Consider the following 14737-nt stretch of genomic DNA (forward strand, 5'->3'; position numbering starts at 1 on the left):
CAACAGATTGATTGCGTAGGCTAATTTAGCTAAGTAAGAGTTGCATCTTTTGTTTCACCACAAAAGATGCTCTTTTGTATTCGCAGTGAATTATTTTGGATATTTTTTAGGTTATGGTATGATAAGTATTCAATTCACCATTTCGGTGTTGAGAATAGTTTCTATTCACCTAATAAGTTTGCAAGCAAAAGTTTGTTTAACCGTTGAGATATAAAGCAGATGATCAGACAACGTACACTTAAAAGCATTGTGCAGACGACTGGTGTGGGCCTCCACTCTGGACGTAAAGTGACGCTTATCCTGCGTCCTGCAGCCGCAAATACTGGCGTGATTTATCGCCGTACTGACCTTAATCCACCTGTGGATTTCCCTGCAAATGCAGACTCAGTGCGCGATACCATGTTATGTACCGCTCTTGTGAATGAACAAGGCGTGCGCATTTCAACTGTTGAGCATTTGAATGCTGCACTAGCCGGTATGGGTATCGATAATGTGATTATCGAAGTTGATGCACCTGAAATTCCTATTATGGATGGTAGCGCAAGCCCATTTATTTACCTGCTTCAATCAGCTGGTATTGATACGCTAAATTCGCCAAAGCGTTTTTTACGTATTAAAAAGCCTGTTCGCATTGAAGATGGCGACAAGTGGGCGGAACTCGTACCTTTTAACGGTTTCCGTCTCGATTTTGCTATCGACTTTAACCACCCTGCGATTGATTCAGATCAGCAGCGTCTAGTGTTAGATTTTTCAAGCCAGTCTTTTGTTAAAAAGATAAGCCGTGCACGTACTTTTGGTTTCATGCGCGATATCGAATACCTTCAGTCACAAAACTTGTGTCTTGGTGGTAGTTTTGATAACGCAATTGTACTGGATGACTACCGTATTCTGAACGATGATGGCTTGCGTTTTGATAATGAACTTGTCACTCACAAAGTATTGGATGCCATTGGTGACCTTTACATGTGTGGTCACAATATCATTGGTGAAATGCGCGCTTATAAATCAGGTCATGCGCTAAACAACCAACTACTGCGTGCAGTATTGGCTGACCAAGAAGCGTATGAGTGGTCAACCTTTGAAGATGAGCGTGAAGTGCCAGTCACTTTTGCTCAACCAGGTATGGTATTGGCGTAAATCACGCAACTGCCTTGTATTAAAAAACGCCGAGCATATATGTTCGGCGTTTTTGTTTCTGTTGGTTGTGATTTAGCTGTTTTTCTTTTTAGCCAGCTTAGCTAATCGCTCTAAGCAAGCTTTGACTTTATTTGGCGCATTTTCAGCGGTGGCCAATAAATGCTGGGCGGCGACATCGCTGATTGGCTTTTGAATAATATCAGGAATTTTGTCTTGTTTTCGAATAGCGACTGCTGCAAGAGTTGGATTTACTTTTATTTCAATATCTTGCAATTTAGGTAATAGTTTTTCACGTAATTTGGTTATTAATTGGTAACGTTCATAATTAAGTCGCATTGACCACGCCGCAGATGCAGTTTCAATGATCAGTATCCCTTGGCGGTAATTACTGACGCGGCAATGTTCGGCACAATTGAGATGGGCTTTAACTGCGCTATCAAGTTTACTTAATGCCGCTGCCCGTTGTTGAATCGATGTTAGACCATCACTATCAAGTAGATGTGCTGCGGTTTGCGGACGATGATCTCTCATGATTTTAGTTCCTGAATATTCAACACAATAAAAATGTCACTTTTGCGAATATGATCTTAATTTTTCACAGATAAAAACATTTGCTGTGGCTTTTATCATAGGCGATGACACTAATATGACTTATCATATCAGGCATATAGGTTAATATATGTTGAGTGATATGTCTGCCTGGCAACAGCAAGCATTGGATTTTTTGTACTAAAGCGGCATTAAATTGTATTAGTTTAGCATTGAGCGTGATGCTTTTTGCTAGGATAGTAATGTTAGCCCTTGAAAAGCGACTATCGCGACACAATATTCAATATTACATGTTTTAGGATTAACCTCTTAGTCACCGTTGTGACGATTCCTGTGGGATAGGGATGGCTTAGGTCCCCCAAGGAATGAAACCCGAATTAAGCGATTCAGCAATAGAAACGCTGATATAACAAAGAGAAAACGGCATCACCATGTTATCAAAACTACTGACTAAAGTTATCGGTAGCCGTAACGACCGCACTCTGCGTCGTATGCGCAAAATTGTTGATCAAATCAATAAGCTAGAACCTCAGTTTGAAAGCCTACAAGATCATGAGCTGCAAGCAAAAACAGCTGAATTTCGTGAGCGTTTAGATCAAGGCGAAACGCTAGATCAACTACTACCAGAAGCCTTTGCGACTGTTCGTGAAGCATCAAATCGTGTCTATGGCATGCGTCACTTTGACGTACAGCTACTTGGTGGCATGGTCTTAAATGACTGTAAAATTGCTGAAATGCGTACTGGTGAGGGTAAAACTCTTACTGCAACCTTGCCGTCATACCTTAACGCTCTTACCGGTAAAGGTGTTCACATCGTAACGGTGAACGACTACCTAGCCGCGCGTGATGCCGAAACTAACCGTGAATTATTTGAATTCCTCGGTATGACTGTTGGCGTTAACGTACCTAATATGTCACCAGCAGCGAAAAAAGAAGCGTATGCTGCTGATGTTCTTTACGGTACTAACAACGAATTTGGTTTTGATTACCTACGTGACAACATGGCATTCCGTCCTGAAGATCGTGTTCAACGCGAACGCTTCTTTGCGGTTGTCGATGAAGTTGACTCCATCCTAATCGATGAAGCGCGTACACCGCTGATTATCTCCGGCCCTGCAGAAGATAGCTCAGAAATGTACATCAAAGTGAACAAGTTAATTCCGTTATTGGTGCGTCAAGATAAAGAAGACAGCGCTGACTACCGCGGTGAAGGTCACTACACTGTTGATGAAAAATCAAAGCAAGCGCACTTTACCGAAACGGGTCAAGAATTTATTGAAGAATTGTTGATTAAAAACGACATTATGGCTGAGAACGATACATTATATTCTCCAGCTAATATTAGTTTATTACATCACGTTAATGCCGGTTTACGTGCTCACGTGTTGTTTGAAAAAGACGTCGATTATATTGTGCAAGACGATGAAGTTGTCATTGTCGATGAGCATACTGGCCGTACTATGCCAGGTCGTCGTTGGTCTGAAGGTCTTCACCAAGCTGTTGAAGCAAAAGAAGGCGTTAAGATTCAAAACGAAAACCAAACATTGGCTTCAATTACCTTCCAGAACTATTTCCGTTTATACGAGAAATTGTCAGGAATGACAGGTACAGCAGATACTGAAGCGTTTGAATTCCAGTCTATTTACAACCTTGATACGGTCGTGCTACCGACTAACCGTCCAATGGCACGTATTGATAACGGCGATTTAGTCTACATGACTGAAGCTGAAAAATTTGCCGCGATCAGTGAAGATATTACCGAGCGTGTTAAAAACGGTCAGCCATGTCTTGTGGGTACAGTTTCGATTGAAAAATCAGAGCTGTTATCAAATGCACTGAAAAAAGCCGGTATCAAGCACAACGTATTGAACGCGAAATTCCACGAAAAAGAAGCTGACATCATCGCTGAAGCGGGTGCGCCAAGTGCGGTAACTATCGCAACTAACATGGCGGGTCGTGGTACCGATATCATGTTGGGTGGTTCGTGGAAATCAGATGTTGAGAAGCTAACTGATCCAACGGATGAGCAAATTGCTAAAATTCGTGCTGACTGGCAAATTAAACATGATGCCGTATTAGCATCAGGTGGCTTGCACATTCTTGGTACTGAGCGTCATGAATCTCGCCGTATCGATAACCAGTTACGTGGCCGTGCTGGTCGTCAGGGTGATGCTGGTTCATCGCGTTTCTATCTTTCAATGGAAGATGGCCTAATGCGTATCTTCGCCTCTGATCGTGTTTCAGGCATGATGAAGAAGCTGGGTATGGAAGAAGGCGAAGCGATTGAGCACCCATGGGTATCAAAAGCTATCGAAAACGCGCAACGTAAAGTTGAAGGTCGTAACTTTGATATTCGTAAGCAATTACTTGAATTTGATGATGTCGCTAACGATCAGCGTCAGGTAGTGTATGAACTACGTGATGAGTTGATGAATGCGAACGATATCAGTGAAATGATTGAGCACAACCGTGAAGACGTGTTAAATGCCATCATTGATAACTACATTCCGCAACAATCGCTAGAAGAAATGTGGGATATCGAAGGCCTAGAAGCACGCCTAAAAGAAGACTTTGATTTAGAGCTACCAATTAAACATTGGCTAGATACTGAAGATAAGCTTTATGAAGAAGCGTTGCGTGAACGTATCATCGAAAAAGCATTTGAACTATACCGTGAAAAAGAACAAGTTGTTGGCGCTGAAGTGCTACGTAACTTTGAAAAAACGGTTATGCTGCAAAACCTAGATACGTTATGGAAAGAACACCTAGCGGCGATGGATCATCTTCGTCAAGGTATTCACCTTCGTGGTTATGCACAAAAGAACCCTAAGCAAGAGTACAAGCGTGAGTCGTTTGAACTGTTTGAAGAGATGTTAGATAACTTAAAGAGTGATGTTGTTTCTATCCTAAGTAAGGTACGAGTACAGCAGCAGGAAGAAGTTGATCGCATGGAAGAAGAACGTCGTCAAATGGCAGAAATGCTAGCACGTCGTCAACAATTCCAACATCAAAATGCTGACAATCAGATTGTTGATGAATCATCTCAAGCAGAAGATGATGGCCAGCAAGGTACGTTTGAGCGTGAAGAGCGTAAGATCGGCCGTAACGAGCCTTGTCCATGTGGTTCTGGTAAGAAATACAAGCAGTGTCACGGTAAGATCGACTAAGATCGCCGTTAAGCTGTAATAAAAAAGGTCGCTTTGAGCGACCTTTTTTTATGGCTGTGATTTCCAGTGTAAGAAACCTACCGTCATTCCCTACAGTGAGGTTACGAACGAGATAGGGAATCTACTATTCATACGCCGTAGCGTTAATATTATTTTTGGTATCGGTTAGGCTCAACTCATTGTGAGTAGATCCCGAATAATTTCGTATCTCAATTTCCGGGATGAGGGAATAAATTATTCCCCATAAATCTCTGTTATCTTCGCCAATACCGCCATATTAGCCTCAGGAAATGGATAGTCATTAAGATCGCTAATCGCAACCCACAATCCCGCTTGACCTTCATTACCACGAGCTTCACCTGCGAATGCTGTGATGGCGAAAAAATCAAACTGTAATGCTTTATCTGGGTAGTCATGGGCGAGGCTAATGAATGGCGTTAGCGTGGTTACTTGAATGCCCACTTCTTCATTAAGCTCACGAATAACCGCTTGCTCAGCGGTCTCGTTGGCTTCAACTTTACCGCCAGCAAATTCCCATAATCCACCTTGATGGGCATTAGCATCACGACGGGTAATAAAAATTCGATCTTGGGTGGGGTTTAAAATGATCCCCGCAGCGATCCAAACCCGTTTTTTAGTCATAGCTTCTTTTGACATAAGATCCTACCTACATAAAATCAGACAAGAAAAATATTGTGATTAAAAAAGGGCAAGCTAATGTCGACATTGGCTCGCCCTTAATCAGTTATCCGTTGCTTTGTCGCTGAATGAAGAGTTAGTAGGTATCTTCTGACCAACCATCGCTATCTGACATGTCAGGTGCACCAGCAATGGATTTCTCTTCATCTGCCCACTCACCAAGATCAATCAATTGGCAGCGTTTACAGCAAAATGGGCGGTATGGACTTTGCTCGCCCCACACGACATCCGTTTTACAGGTTGGGCATTTCACCACTGTTGGTTGAGATTGTGACATAGTTACCTCAGCAAATAGCTAATTTAAAGTCGATATTAGTTGCCACTGTCGAGCCTTCTTCATAAGGAGAAAAGCGAATAGAGAAGTGACTGCGATGGCCTGATACTACAGGATAAACACCATAGCTTGCATCGATTTCAATTCGAAGTAAACACGATAAGCTAGCATCATTTTGGAAAAAACCATTATGTGCTGATTGTGGTTGGTATTGGGTTGATTGACGGACTAAGTGCAGCCATAGATTTAATGCTTCATCAACTTCAGCCAATTGGTCGAGCCATGCTTGCGTGGTTTGCTGACGTTCTTCTAATGGCAATTGACGCCAGTAGTGCAGCGCTGGCAGATCAAAACTACAAGTGCCGCCAGGAATAGAGAAACGTTGACGAATCGAGCTTAGAAAACGATCTTCACGTAGGCTTTGGCCTAAACGTGGTGCCGCTAATAAGTTTTTCTGAGCATGACTCATATTATCAAGTAAGGATTGAATCGCAGTGGGATCAACACCGTCATAATCTAACCATGCTTTTAATTTGGTACTTTGCTTATCAAGTGCTTTAGCCAGATCCGCTTTAACCGGAATTTGTTCTATTAACTCTAATAGATCAAATAGAGCGTTAAAGAAAATCGTATATTGCCATGGGTCGCTAAGTTCGCTGCTGTCATGTAATTGTTTGAGTAAGTGTTCTAGGCGTAGGTAAATACGCACTTTTTCATTCAGAGGGTGTTCATAGCGATGTATTTGCATAACGGAAACCAGTGGAAGACAAAAAAGAATAATCAATGCACGCAGAGCGTTATTTCGCTGCTTGCGCTAGAGCTAGATAACGCTGGTGTAGCTGAGCAACTTGCGTCAACAGTGCCTGATTATCACCATTATTACAAATGATATCATCGGCAGCATCGAGCCGTTGTTGGCGCGAAGCTTGCGCTGCAAGAATATTATTTATTTGCTCAAGCGATACATTGTCTCGCTGCTGGGTACGCATTATCTGTGTTTGCTGGTCAACGTCAACCACCAGTAATCGATCGGCCATGGTTTGCAGGTTATTTTCGATCATTAACGGCACAATCAGCAGGCAATACGGCGATGTTGCACGATCTATATCTGCTAACATCTTTTCACGGATCAGTGGGTGAAGCAGTTGATTGAGCCAGTTTTTGAGTTGTGGATCACTAAAAATAACCGTTCTTAATTGGCTGCGATCAAGGTTGCCATCGCTAAGTAGAATACGGTTACCGAATTTTTTGGTGATAGCGGTTAAACCAACACTGCCGACGGCCACCACTTCGCGGGCGATAATATCGGCATCAATTAAATCGATGCCATAGTCAGCAAACATATTGGCGACGGTTGTTTTACCACTGCCAATACCACCAGTTAAACCAATTACAATTGTCATCAATCAGAATCCTAAATAAGAACCAATATACCAATTTAAAATTGGTTGGCCCCATAGCATAGCAATCCAGCCAGCGACAGCAAGGTATGGTCCAAAAGAGAACGGGGTTTGTTGATCTTCATGCTTGATACGCAGCATGATAATGCCGCATATCGCACCGACAAGAGAGGAAAGTAGCACCACAAACGGCAATAATGACCAGCCTACCCACGCGCCAATCGCTGCCAGTAGTTTGAAATCGCCATAGCCCATGCCATCTTTTTTGGTCAGTAATTTAAACGCCCAAAATACTGACCACAATGATAAATACCCCGCCATCGCGCCGATAATAGAGTCGGTTAATGAAATTGGACTAATGCCGCTTAAGGCCAATAAAATGCCCACCCACATTAATGGCAGCGTGATTTGATCCGGCAGTAGCATTTTATCGATATCAATAAAGGTTAGCGCGATCAGGGCAAAGCTTGCGCCTAAGACGGCAACTGCCCACCATGTTGGCAGCAACATGAGCGCGACGGTTAAGCTAATAATCGCGGTCAGAAGTTCAATTGCGGGATAGCGCTTACTGATCGGCGCATGGCACTCGCGGCATTTGCCTTTTAATACTAACCAGCTAATAAGCGGAATATTTTCTAGCGCACTGATGGCATGGTTGCAGTGGGGGCAACGAGAACGGGGAACGCTGAGATTAAATGGTGTTGGATCATTTTGAAGTGGCACATCAAGTTCAGGAAAGCAATCGTGGCATTCTTGATGCCATTGACGTTCCATCATGATAGGTAGTCGATAAATAACCACATTTAAAAAACTACCAATCAATAAACCCAAAATCGTGGCAAACAGTGGATACAGCCACGGATAATAACTCAATACAGCCATGCAATACTCTCTTAAAAAATACATCTGATAACGTTAATGTCACGGCTATTGATTGGCTTGTAATTAGCCTATAACGCTCATTAGCGTAAAGATAGGCATGTACATCGCGACTAATAAACCACCGATAATGATACCAAGAATAATGATAATAAACGGTTCCATAATTTGACCCAGATTATCGACGGTATTATCAACATCATCTTCGTATAACTGTGCCATTTTATTGAGCATATCATCAAGTGCTCCCGATTCTTCACCAATCATCACCATTTGCAACATTAATTCTGGAAAAACATCGGCTTGACGCAGGGCTAAGTATAATGGCATACCGGCTGCGGTACTGTTATAAACTTCATCAATCGCTTGTTCAATATAAAGGTTATTACTGGTTTTTCCCGCTGATTGAATGCCCGTTAATAGCGGAATACCAGCATTAAAGGTGGTGGCAAGAGTACGAGCAAAACGAGAAATGGTCGCTTTAAGTAATACTCCGCCGACAATCGGTAGCTTTAGGCTCAGTTTATCGACACGATAATGAAAACCATAATAATGACGATAGCAATAACGGTAGATAACGATGGTCAGCACAATGCCACCGCCAAGATAATAACCATAATCAATTAAAAAATCAGACGCTTTCATTACTTGGCGTGTAAACCACGGCAGTTCTGCGCCAAAGCCACTAAAAATAGCCGCAAATTGTGGAATAACAAACACCAGCATTAACACTGTTACTAAGATGGCGGTGATAGAGACCATCGAAGGGTAGATCATCGCTTTGATGATTTTTTTACGCATTGCTTCGGCTTTTTCGCGATATACCGCAATACGACCAAATACTTGTCCAAGGTGACCGGTTTGCTCACCCGTATCAACCAAGTCACAATAAAATTTATCAAACAAAGGTGAGCTAGAGCGCATTGCTTTTGATAACGATGATCCGGCTTCAACTTGGTTGGTTACCTGAATTAGGGTGGCACGCATTTCTGCTTTGTGGTGGCTGTTTGCCATTAAAGTTAATGCTTGTACTACAGGAACGCCTGACTCAACCATGGTCGATAATTGACGCGTCACCATGGTGACATCTTCGGGCTTCATTTGATTACGAAGTCGATCTAAAGTGCCGGGAGAGGTGCGTTTGATCTTTTTGACATTGATCATTTGCTCGGTGAGCTGATGACGAACTTCTTGTTCTTGAAATCCCATTGTGACGCCTGAGACTTTGCGTCCGGCTTGATTGATGCCCCGCCATTGGTAGTAACGAATTTTAGTGGCAGCAACCATAAGAGATCCTTTTTAAAAATACAGTGATGGAAAGTAAAGTCGAATGATGTTATTAGAGTTGCAGTACCCGTTGTAATTCGACAAGGCTAGTAATGCCCTCAACTAATTTATCGACGCCTGATTCGCGCAGTCGTTGCATGCCTTGGCTGGCGGCAATATCTTCTAATTGTAAGCTGGTGGCGTTTTGCATTAATGCTTCAGCAATTTCACGGCTAAATTGCATTACTTCATAAATACCCACTCGACCAACATAGCCTTTGTTGCAATCATCACAGCCTTCTTTATGGGCTTGATAGACACTGGTGTTAAGTGGCAGTTTTAAGCGCTCACAAGTTAAGTCATCAAGCAGATGTGGTTGTTTACAGTGATTACATAATCGACGAGCTAACCGCTGTGCAATAATCAAACTTAGTGACGAGGCAAGGTTAAAATCTTCCACCCCCATGTTGGTTAACCGGGTAATGGTTTCCGCAGCTGAGTTGGTATGAAGGGTTGATAACACCAAGTGCCCAGTTTGCGCCGCTTTAACTGCAATTTCGGCGGTTTCAAGGTCTCGAATTTCACCCACCATTACCACATCGGGATCTTGACGCAAAAATGATCGCAATGCTTCGGCAAATCCAAGCCCTGCCAGATTGTTGATCTGAACTTGGTTAATGCCTTGCAAGTTGATCTCAACCGGATCTTCGGCAGTGGAAATATTGCGCTCGTCAGTGTTTAAAATACTTAAACCAGTATAGAGCGACACGGTTTTGCCACTACCTGTGGGGCCTGTCATTAAAATCATTCCTTGCGGGCGTTGCAGCGCGGTTAAATAAGCCTGCTTTTGAGCGTCGCTATACCCTAAAATATCAATGTTTAAGCTGGCACTGGAACTGTCTAAAATTCGCAGTACTACTTTTTCGCCCCACAAGGTTGGCAGGGTAGAAACCCGCAGGTCAATTGCCAGTGAATCGGATAATTTAAGTTTGATGCGACCATCTTGTGGTTGACGACGCTCGGCAATATTGAGCTTGGACATTACCTTTAAACGGGTTGATAACCGCCGCGACAAACTGGCTGGTGGCGTTAAATGCTGATGCAAAATACCGTCACAACGAAACCGAATTCGATAGCTGGTTTCATAGGGTTCAAAGTGAATGTCCGAGGCTTTACGGCGCAGGGCATCCATTAATACTTGGTTGATATAACGAGTAACCGGAGCGCTGTCTTGGCTTAAATCGGTGGCTTCATCAAGTTCAAGATCGTTGATATCAATTAAGTTACCTAAATCTTCATCACTGATTTGACGGCTGTTACCAACATCACCGATATCACTGCCGTAAACTCGGCGAATCGCCGATTCAAGTTGTTTATTGTCTAATAACAGTGCTTCAACGTTCTTACCAATAGCGAAGCGAAATTCATCTTGCGCCTCGACATTGGTAGGATCGCTAAGGCCGACGAAAAGGGTGCTATTGTCTTGCGCAAGCGGCAGCACGCGATGGCGTAACACCAGTTCACGTTGGTAGACACTTTGACAGCAACCTTGAAAGTCATAGTGGTGAACATCAACTCGATCGAGGTTGAACAGGTGCGATAATGAACGCGCCAGTTCATCATCCGCCATGATACCCAGACGAGTAATGGCGGTTGGGACATTGATCCCTTCCGCCGTCACCGACTCGACAATTTGCTGCTGCTGTTCGGCGCTGATTAACTCAGCTTGGAACAGAATCGAGGCGAGGTTGGTTTGCATTTAATCTTGGCAGCCACTTATTTTTATTGCTGTGTATGAATTAGCACAAGTCCAAAGGCCATCAGTATCTCTTGATAGGGTGATTTTTTCATTTTTAGCAGCCCCTTCATCTATCGTTGCAATTATTGAACCAGCAGCTGTCGCTGATGATGCAGCTTTAATATTACCAATCCCAAAAGCGGCACTAACACTTGGGAATGTCCCTACTGTTGCGATGCTATCTTCTACGTTTGTTTTGTGAGCGGTGACAGAAGCTAAAGCAGCCCCTAGCGCTCCTTTTTTGACATACTCTTGGTATTTAGGTACTGCAATCGCGGATAACACACCGATCACCGCTACCACGATCATTAATTCAATAAGGGTAAAGCCTTGTTGCTTTTTCATATTCCATTCCTTGAAGGTTTTAAGTCGTCCTATGTGGACAAAGGGGTAGTGCTGTGGAGCTAGAATAAGAGGCTTAAGATATTGATTGAATAACAGTGGTGGTATTGCTCGGCGCAGTTTGAATTATTTATGTGATTGTTGCAGCGGTTGCAAAATAGCGCTGGAGTTAAGGCGCAGAAATGAGGCAGGTTGTGAGGTGAATAAGGGGCGAGGGAGAGCAGGAAAAGCAAGAGAAAAGGGATTAAGGAAAACAAGGGGCGAGGAGTCAGGAAGGGCGAGTAACGAGTGGCGAGGTAAAAACTGTTCTTCCTCGCCCCTCTATACCTGCTCTTCCTCGCGGACTACTTAAACCTCATCGACAAATCCATTGCCCGCACATGCTTGGTTAGCGCACCGACTGAAATATAATCTACACCCGTTAACGCACATTCGCGAATATTATTCAGAGTAATATCGCCAGAATTTTCCAACGCTGCGCGGCCGGCGTTAATTTTTACTGCTTCACGCATCATTTCTAATGAAAAGTTATCGAGCATAATAATATCCGCGCCAGCGGCAATCGCTTGTTCTAATTCGGCGAGCGATTCGGTTTCTATTTCTACCGGTTTGCCGGGGTTTAGCTGCTTGGCAGTGGCGATTGCTTTTTCAATGCCACCACAGGCCATGATGTGATTTTCTTTGATCAAATAGGCATCAAACACGCCAATGCGGTGGTTAAAACCGCCACCACAACTGACCGCGTATTTGAGGGCGCTGCGCAAGCCGGGAACGGTTTTGCGAGTGTCTAATAAACGGGTATTGGTGCCGACCAGTTGGTTGACATATTCCGCAGTAAGGGTGGCGCAACCTGATAAGGTTTGAATAAAGTTCATCGCGTTACGCTCACCGGTCAGCAAAACCCGTGATGGCCCACTGAGAGTACATAACACTTGATTGGGTTTGACTACTTCACCATCGGCAACCTGCCACTCAATCACCACTTTACCGCCTAATTGGGCAAACACTTCATCGGCCCACAGTTGACCACAAAAAACGCCATATTCACGGGTAATAATAGTGGCTGTGCTGTGACTATCCGCGGCAATTAAATTGGCGGTAATATCACGGCTAGCATCAATCTCACCACCTAAATCTTCACGCAGAGTATCAGCAACGGCACGGGTGATTTCTAGCGGTAGTTGCTGTTTAAGGTAAGTAAGGCGAGCACTGCTGTCGTGTTTCTGTTCCATAGTCGTCATGTCGTATCCATAGCAAGAGATTGCCGGTAAGTGAATTACCGCGAGTGATAGCAAAAGCATACAGGGAATAGATTCAGTTTTCGAGGGGAGAAAGGGACGAGTAGCGAGTGATGAGATTAAGAGTTGCGAGGAAAACAGAGGCGAGGTTGATAGTTTTCGAGGGGCGAGGGAAAGCAGGAAGAGCTGGGGGCGTGTGGGATCTTTTTTTCCGTGACTATTTACAGAGAGATAGTTTTAGTTTTTCCTACGATACTCGATACTCGATACTCGATACTCGATACTCGATACTTATTTCTTTACTTTGAGGTTGATATGACTTTAACCATTAATCGCGATCACTGGCTTGATAACGTCAAACACGTGCCATCGCCATTTTTTGATACTCGTCCTGATGATGATATTTCACTGCTGGTGGTGCATAACATTAGCTTACCGCCGGGGGAGTTTGGTGGACCTTACATTGAGCAATTATTTACGGGTCAGCTTGATCCCAACGAACATGCTTATTTCGCATTAATTCATCAGTTCCGCGTTTCGGCTCACTGTTTGATTCGCCGTGATGGGAGTATTATTCAGTTCGTACCGTTTAATGCGCGAGCATGGCATGCGGGAATTTCTTGCTTTGAAGGGCGTGAGAAGTGTAACGATTATTCGATTGGTATTGAACTTGAAGGTTGTGACTATTTACCTTTTACATCGTGTCAGTATGAAACATTAGCCACTCTTACCCAAAAAATAATGCAGCAGTATCCTGCTATTACGCGCCAGCGAATTACCGGGCATGAATTTATTGCGCCGGGACGTAAAACTGACCCCGGATTAGTGTTTGATTGGCATGGCTATAAAGCCCAATTGTAAGCGGTTAATTATTAATAGATTGGTTAATTAGTACTGATAAATCATAAGCTTTTTATCTAACCCTTGTTTTACCTAGTATCAGGATTGAATTTAGTTGGCTGCTTAGTGTCTGATTGGTTGTTATCTGATGTGATTATATGTGTTTAAGTTATGTTAACGAATGCGCGTTCTATGATTTCAATCAAGTTGAGTGTGGACTTTCACGATTATTTCTGTAAACTTTCCACGTCAGCAAATTGGTAATACCAATTATCCGTATTGTTAGTTTGTTATGAAGCAGATTGATTATAAGAAGCATTCATCATAATGACCTATAAACGTATTCGCCAACCTAAGCTTTGTGAGGCTATTGAAAAAGAGCTTGAGTGTTTGATTGTCGAGGGAACGTTATCTCCGGGACAACAACTGCCTCCTGAGCGTGAATTAGCAAAGCAATTTGATGTTTCTCGACCATCAGTTCGAGAGGCGATTCAACGCTTAGAAGCCAAACATTTACTGACGCGTCGCCAAGGTGGCGGCACATTTGTCACCGAAAATTTGTGGGAAAGTTTTTCTGAGCCGTTGCTAGATTTACTGGCCGCACACCCAGAAACACAATTAGATTTAGTTGAAGCGCGCCATGCGCTAGAGGGATTAGCGGCATATTATGCGGCCCTGCGTGGTAATGATGATGACTTTGATCGTATTAAAGATTGTCATGTGCGGATTCAGCAAGCACAACAACAAGGCGATTTAGCCGCCGAAGCAACAGCAGTGATGCAATACCTTATAGCGGTCACTGAGTCGGCACATAATGTGGTGTTATTGCACATTATTCGTAGTTTAGCGCCATTGTTGGAACAGAACGTATTACAGAATTTTGAATACCTTAATCGTCATCAAGCGGTGGTGGATAAGGTGAGCAAACATAGGGCCAATATTGTTGCGGCGATTGTTTCAAAACAGCCTAAAAAGGCGCGTGAAGCATCCCATGCACATTTGGCTTACATAGAGGAAACTTTGTTGGATTTATCTCGAGAAGATAGCAGGCGTCAACGCTCTCTTCGCCGAATCCAGCAACGCAAGGACGGGCTTGACTAGGGTTCTTTATCAGCCAAAGACCATTTGCAAGTCGCGACATTGTTAGT

Annotated in this window: 14 protein-coding genes; 4 read left to right on the forward strand and 10 right to left on the reverse strand. The window is 43.4% G+C overall.

Annotated features, from left to right (window positions below; translation table 11 throughout):
- Window positions 1-219: 219 nt before the first annotated feature.
- Window positions 220-1137 (forward strand): UDP-3-O-acyl-N-acetylglucosamine deacetylase, encoded by a 918-nt coding sequence (gene lpxC / locus VXS03_RS12230; protein ID WP_327764007.1) that lies wholly within the window; start codon window positions 220-222, stop codon window positions 1135-1137.
- Between the two features lie 72 nt (window positions 1138-1209).
- On the opposite strand, the gene VXS03_RS12235 is transcribed toward lpxC, so the two are convergent.
- The gene (locus tag VXS03_RS12235; RefSeq protein ID WP_327764008.1) at window positions 1210-1668 is read right to left on the reverse strand and encodes a DUF721 domain-containing protein; all 459 of its coding nucleotides are present in this window, start codon (window positions 1666-1668) and stop codon (window positions 1210-1212) included.
- 449 nt (window positions 1669-2117) lie between these two features.
- Here VXS03_RS12235 and secA point away from each other — a divergent pair, with 449 nt between their 5' ends.
- Window positions 2118-4853 (forward strand): preprotein translocase subunit SecA, encoded by a 2736-nt coding sequence (gene secA, locus VXS03_RS12240; protein WP_327764009.1) that lies wholly within the window; start codon window positions 2118-2120, stop codon window positions 4851-4853.
- A 234-nt stretch (window positions 4854-5087) separates the two neighbouring features.
- On the opposite strand, the gene mutT is transcribed toward secA, so the two are convergent.
- The 9 genes from mutT to nadC form a co-directional block, all read right to left on the reverse strand.
- Window positions 5088-5495: an 8-oxo-dGTP diphosphatase MutT gene (gene mutT / locus VXS03_RS12245; RefSeq protein ID WP_327764050.1), complete on the reverse strand. Its 408-nt coding sequence runs from the start codon at window positions 5493-5495 to the stop codon at window positions 5088-5090.
- Window positions 5496-5628: 133 nt separating this feature from the next.
- On the reverse strand, window positions 5629-5829 hold the full coding sequence (gene yacG, locus VXS03_RS12250) for a DNA gyrase inhibitor YacG (protein WP_327764010.1): 201 nt from the start codon (window positions 5827-5829) through the stop codon (window positions 5629-5631).
- A 7-nt stretch (window positions 5830-5836) separates the two neighbouring features.
- Window positions 5837-6574 (reverse strand): cell division protein ZapD, encoded by a 738-nt coding sequence (zapD, locus tag VXS03_RS12255; RefSeq protein ID WP_327764011.1) that lies wholly within the window; start codon window positions 6572-6574, stop codon window positions 5837-5839.
- Between the two features lie 49 nt (window positions 6575-6623).
- The gene (gene coaE / locus VXS03_RS12260; RefSeq protein ID WP_327764012.1) at window positions 6624-7229 is read right to left on the reverse strand and encodes a dephospho-CoA kinase; all 606 of its coding nucleotides are present in this window, start codon (window positions 7227-7229) and stop codon (window positions 6624-6626) included.
- 3 nt (window positions 7230-7232) lie between these two features.
- The gene (locus VXS03_RS12265) at window positions 7233-8108 is read right to left on the reverse strand and encodes a prepilin peptidase (protein WP_327764013.1); all 876 of its coding nucleotides are present in this window, start codon (window positions 8106-8108) and stop codon (window positions 7233-7235) included.
- Window positions 8109-8171: 63 nt separating this feature from the next.
- Window positions 8172-9392, reverse strand: coding sequence for a type II secretion system F family protein (locus tag VXS03_RS12270; protein WP_327764014.1), 1221 nt, complete (start codon window positions 9390-9392; stop codon window positions 8172-8174).
- 52 nt (window positions 9393-9444) lie between these two features.
- Window positions 9445-11130 carry a type IV-A pilus assembly ATPase PilB gene (gene pilB, locus VXS03_RS12275; protein WP_327764015.1) on the reverse strand — a complete coding sequence of 562 codons (1686 nt, stop codon included), beginning with the start codon at window positions 11128-11130 and terminating at the stop codon, window positions 9445-9447.
- Window positions 11131-11514 (reverse strand): pilin, encoded by a 384-nt coding sequence (locus VXS03_RS12280; protein WP_107295153.1) that lies wholly within the window; start codon window positions 11512-11514, stop codon window positions 11131-11133. It lies immediately after the preceding gene.
- A gap of 341 nt (window positions 11515-11855) precedes the next feature.
- A complete protein-coding gene (nadC, locus tag VXS03_RS12285; RefSeq protein WP_327764051.1) occupies window positions 11856-12743 on the reverse strand; it encodes a carboxylating nicotinate-nucleotide diphosphorylase in 888 nt (295 codons plus the stop codon).
- Between the two features lie 321 nt (window positions 12744-13064).
- Here nadC and ampD point away from each other — a divergent pair, with 321 nt between their 5' ends.
- Together ampD and pdhR are read left to right on the forward strand one after the other, a co-directional pair.
- Window positions 13065-13610 (forward strand): 1,6-anhydro-N-acetylmuramyl-L-alanine amidase AmpD, encoded by a 546-nt coding sequence (gene ampD / locus VXS03_RS12290; protein WP_327764016.1) that lies wholly within the window; start codon window positions 13065-13067, stop codon window positions 13608-13610.
- Window positions 13611-13916: 306 nt separating this feature from the next.
- Window positions 13917-14690 (forward strand): pyruvate dehydrogenase complex transcriptional repressor PdhR, encoded by a 774-nt coding sequence (gene pdhR / locus VXS03_RS12295; protein ID WP_080158298.1) that lies wholly within the window; start codon window positions 13917-13919, stop codon window positions 14688-14690.
- The last annotated feature ends 47 nt before the right edge of the window (window positions 14691-14737 follow it).

Origin of the sequence: Photobacterium sp. S4TG1 (assembly GCF_036040035.1) — a bacterium.
Classification (GTDB): Bacteria; Pseudomonadota; Gammaproteobacteria; order Enterobacterales; family Vibrionaceae; genus Photobacterium.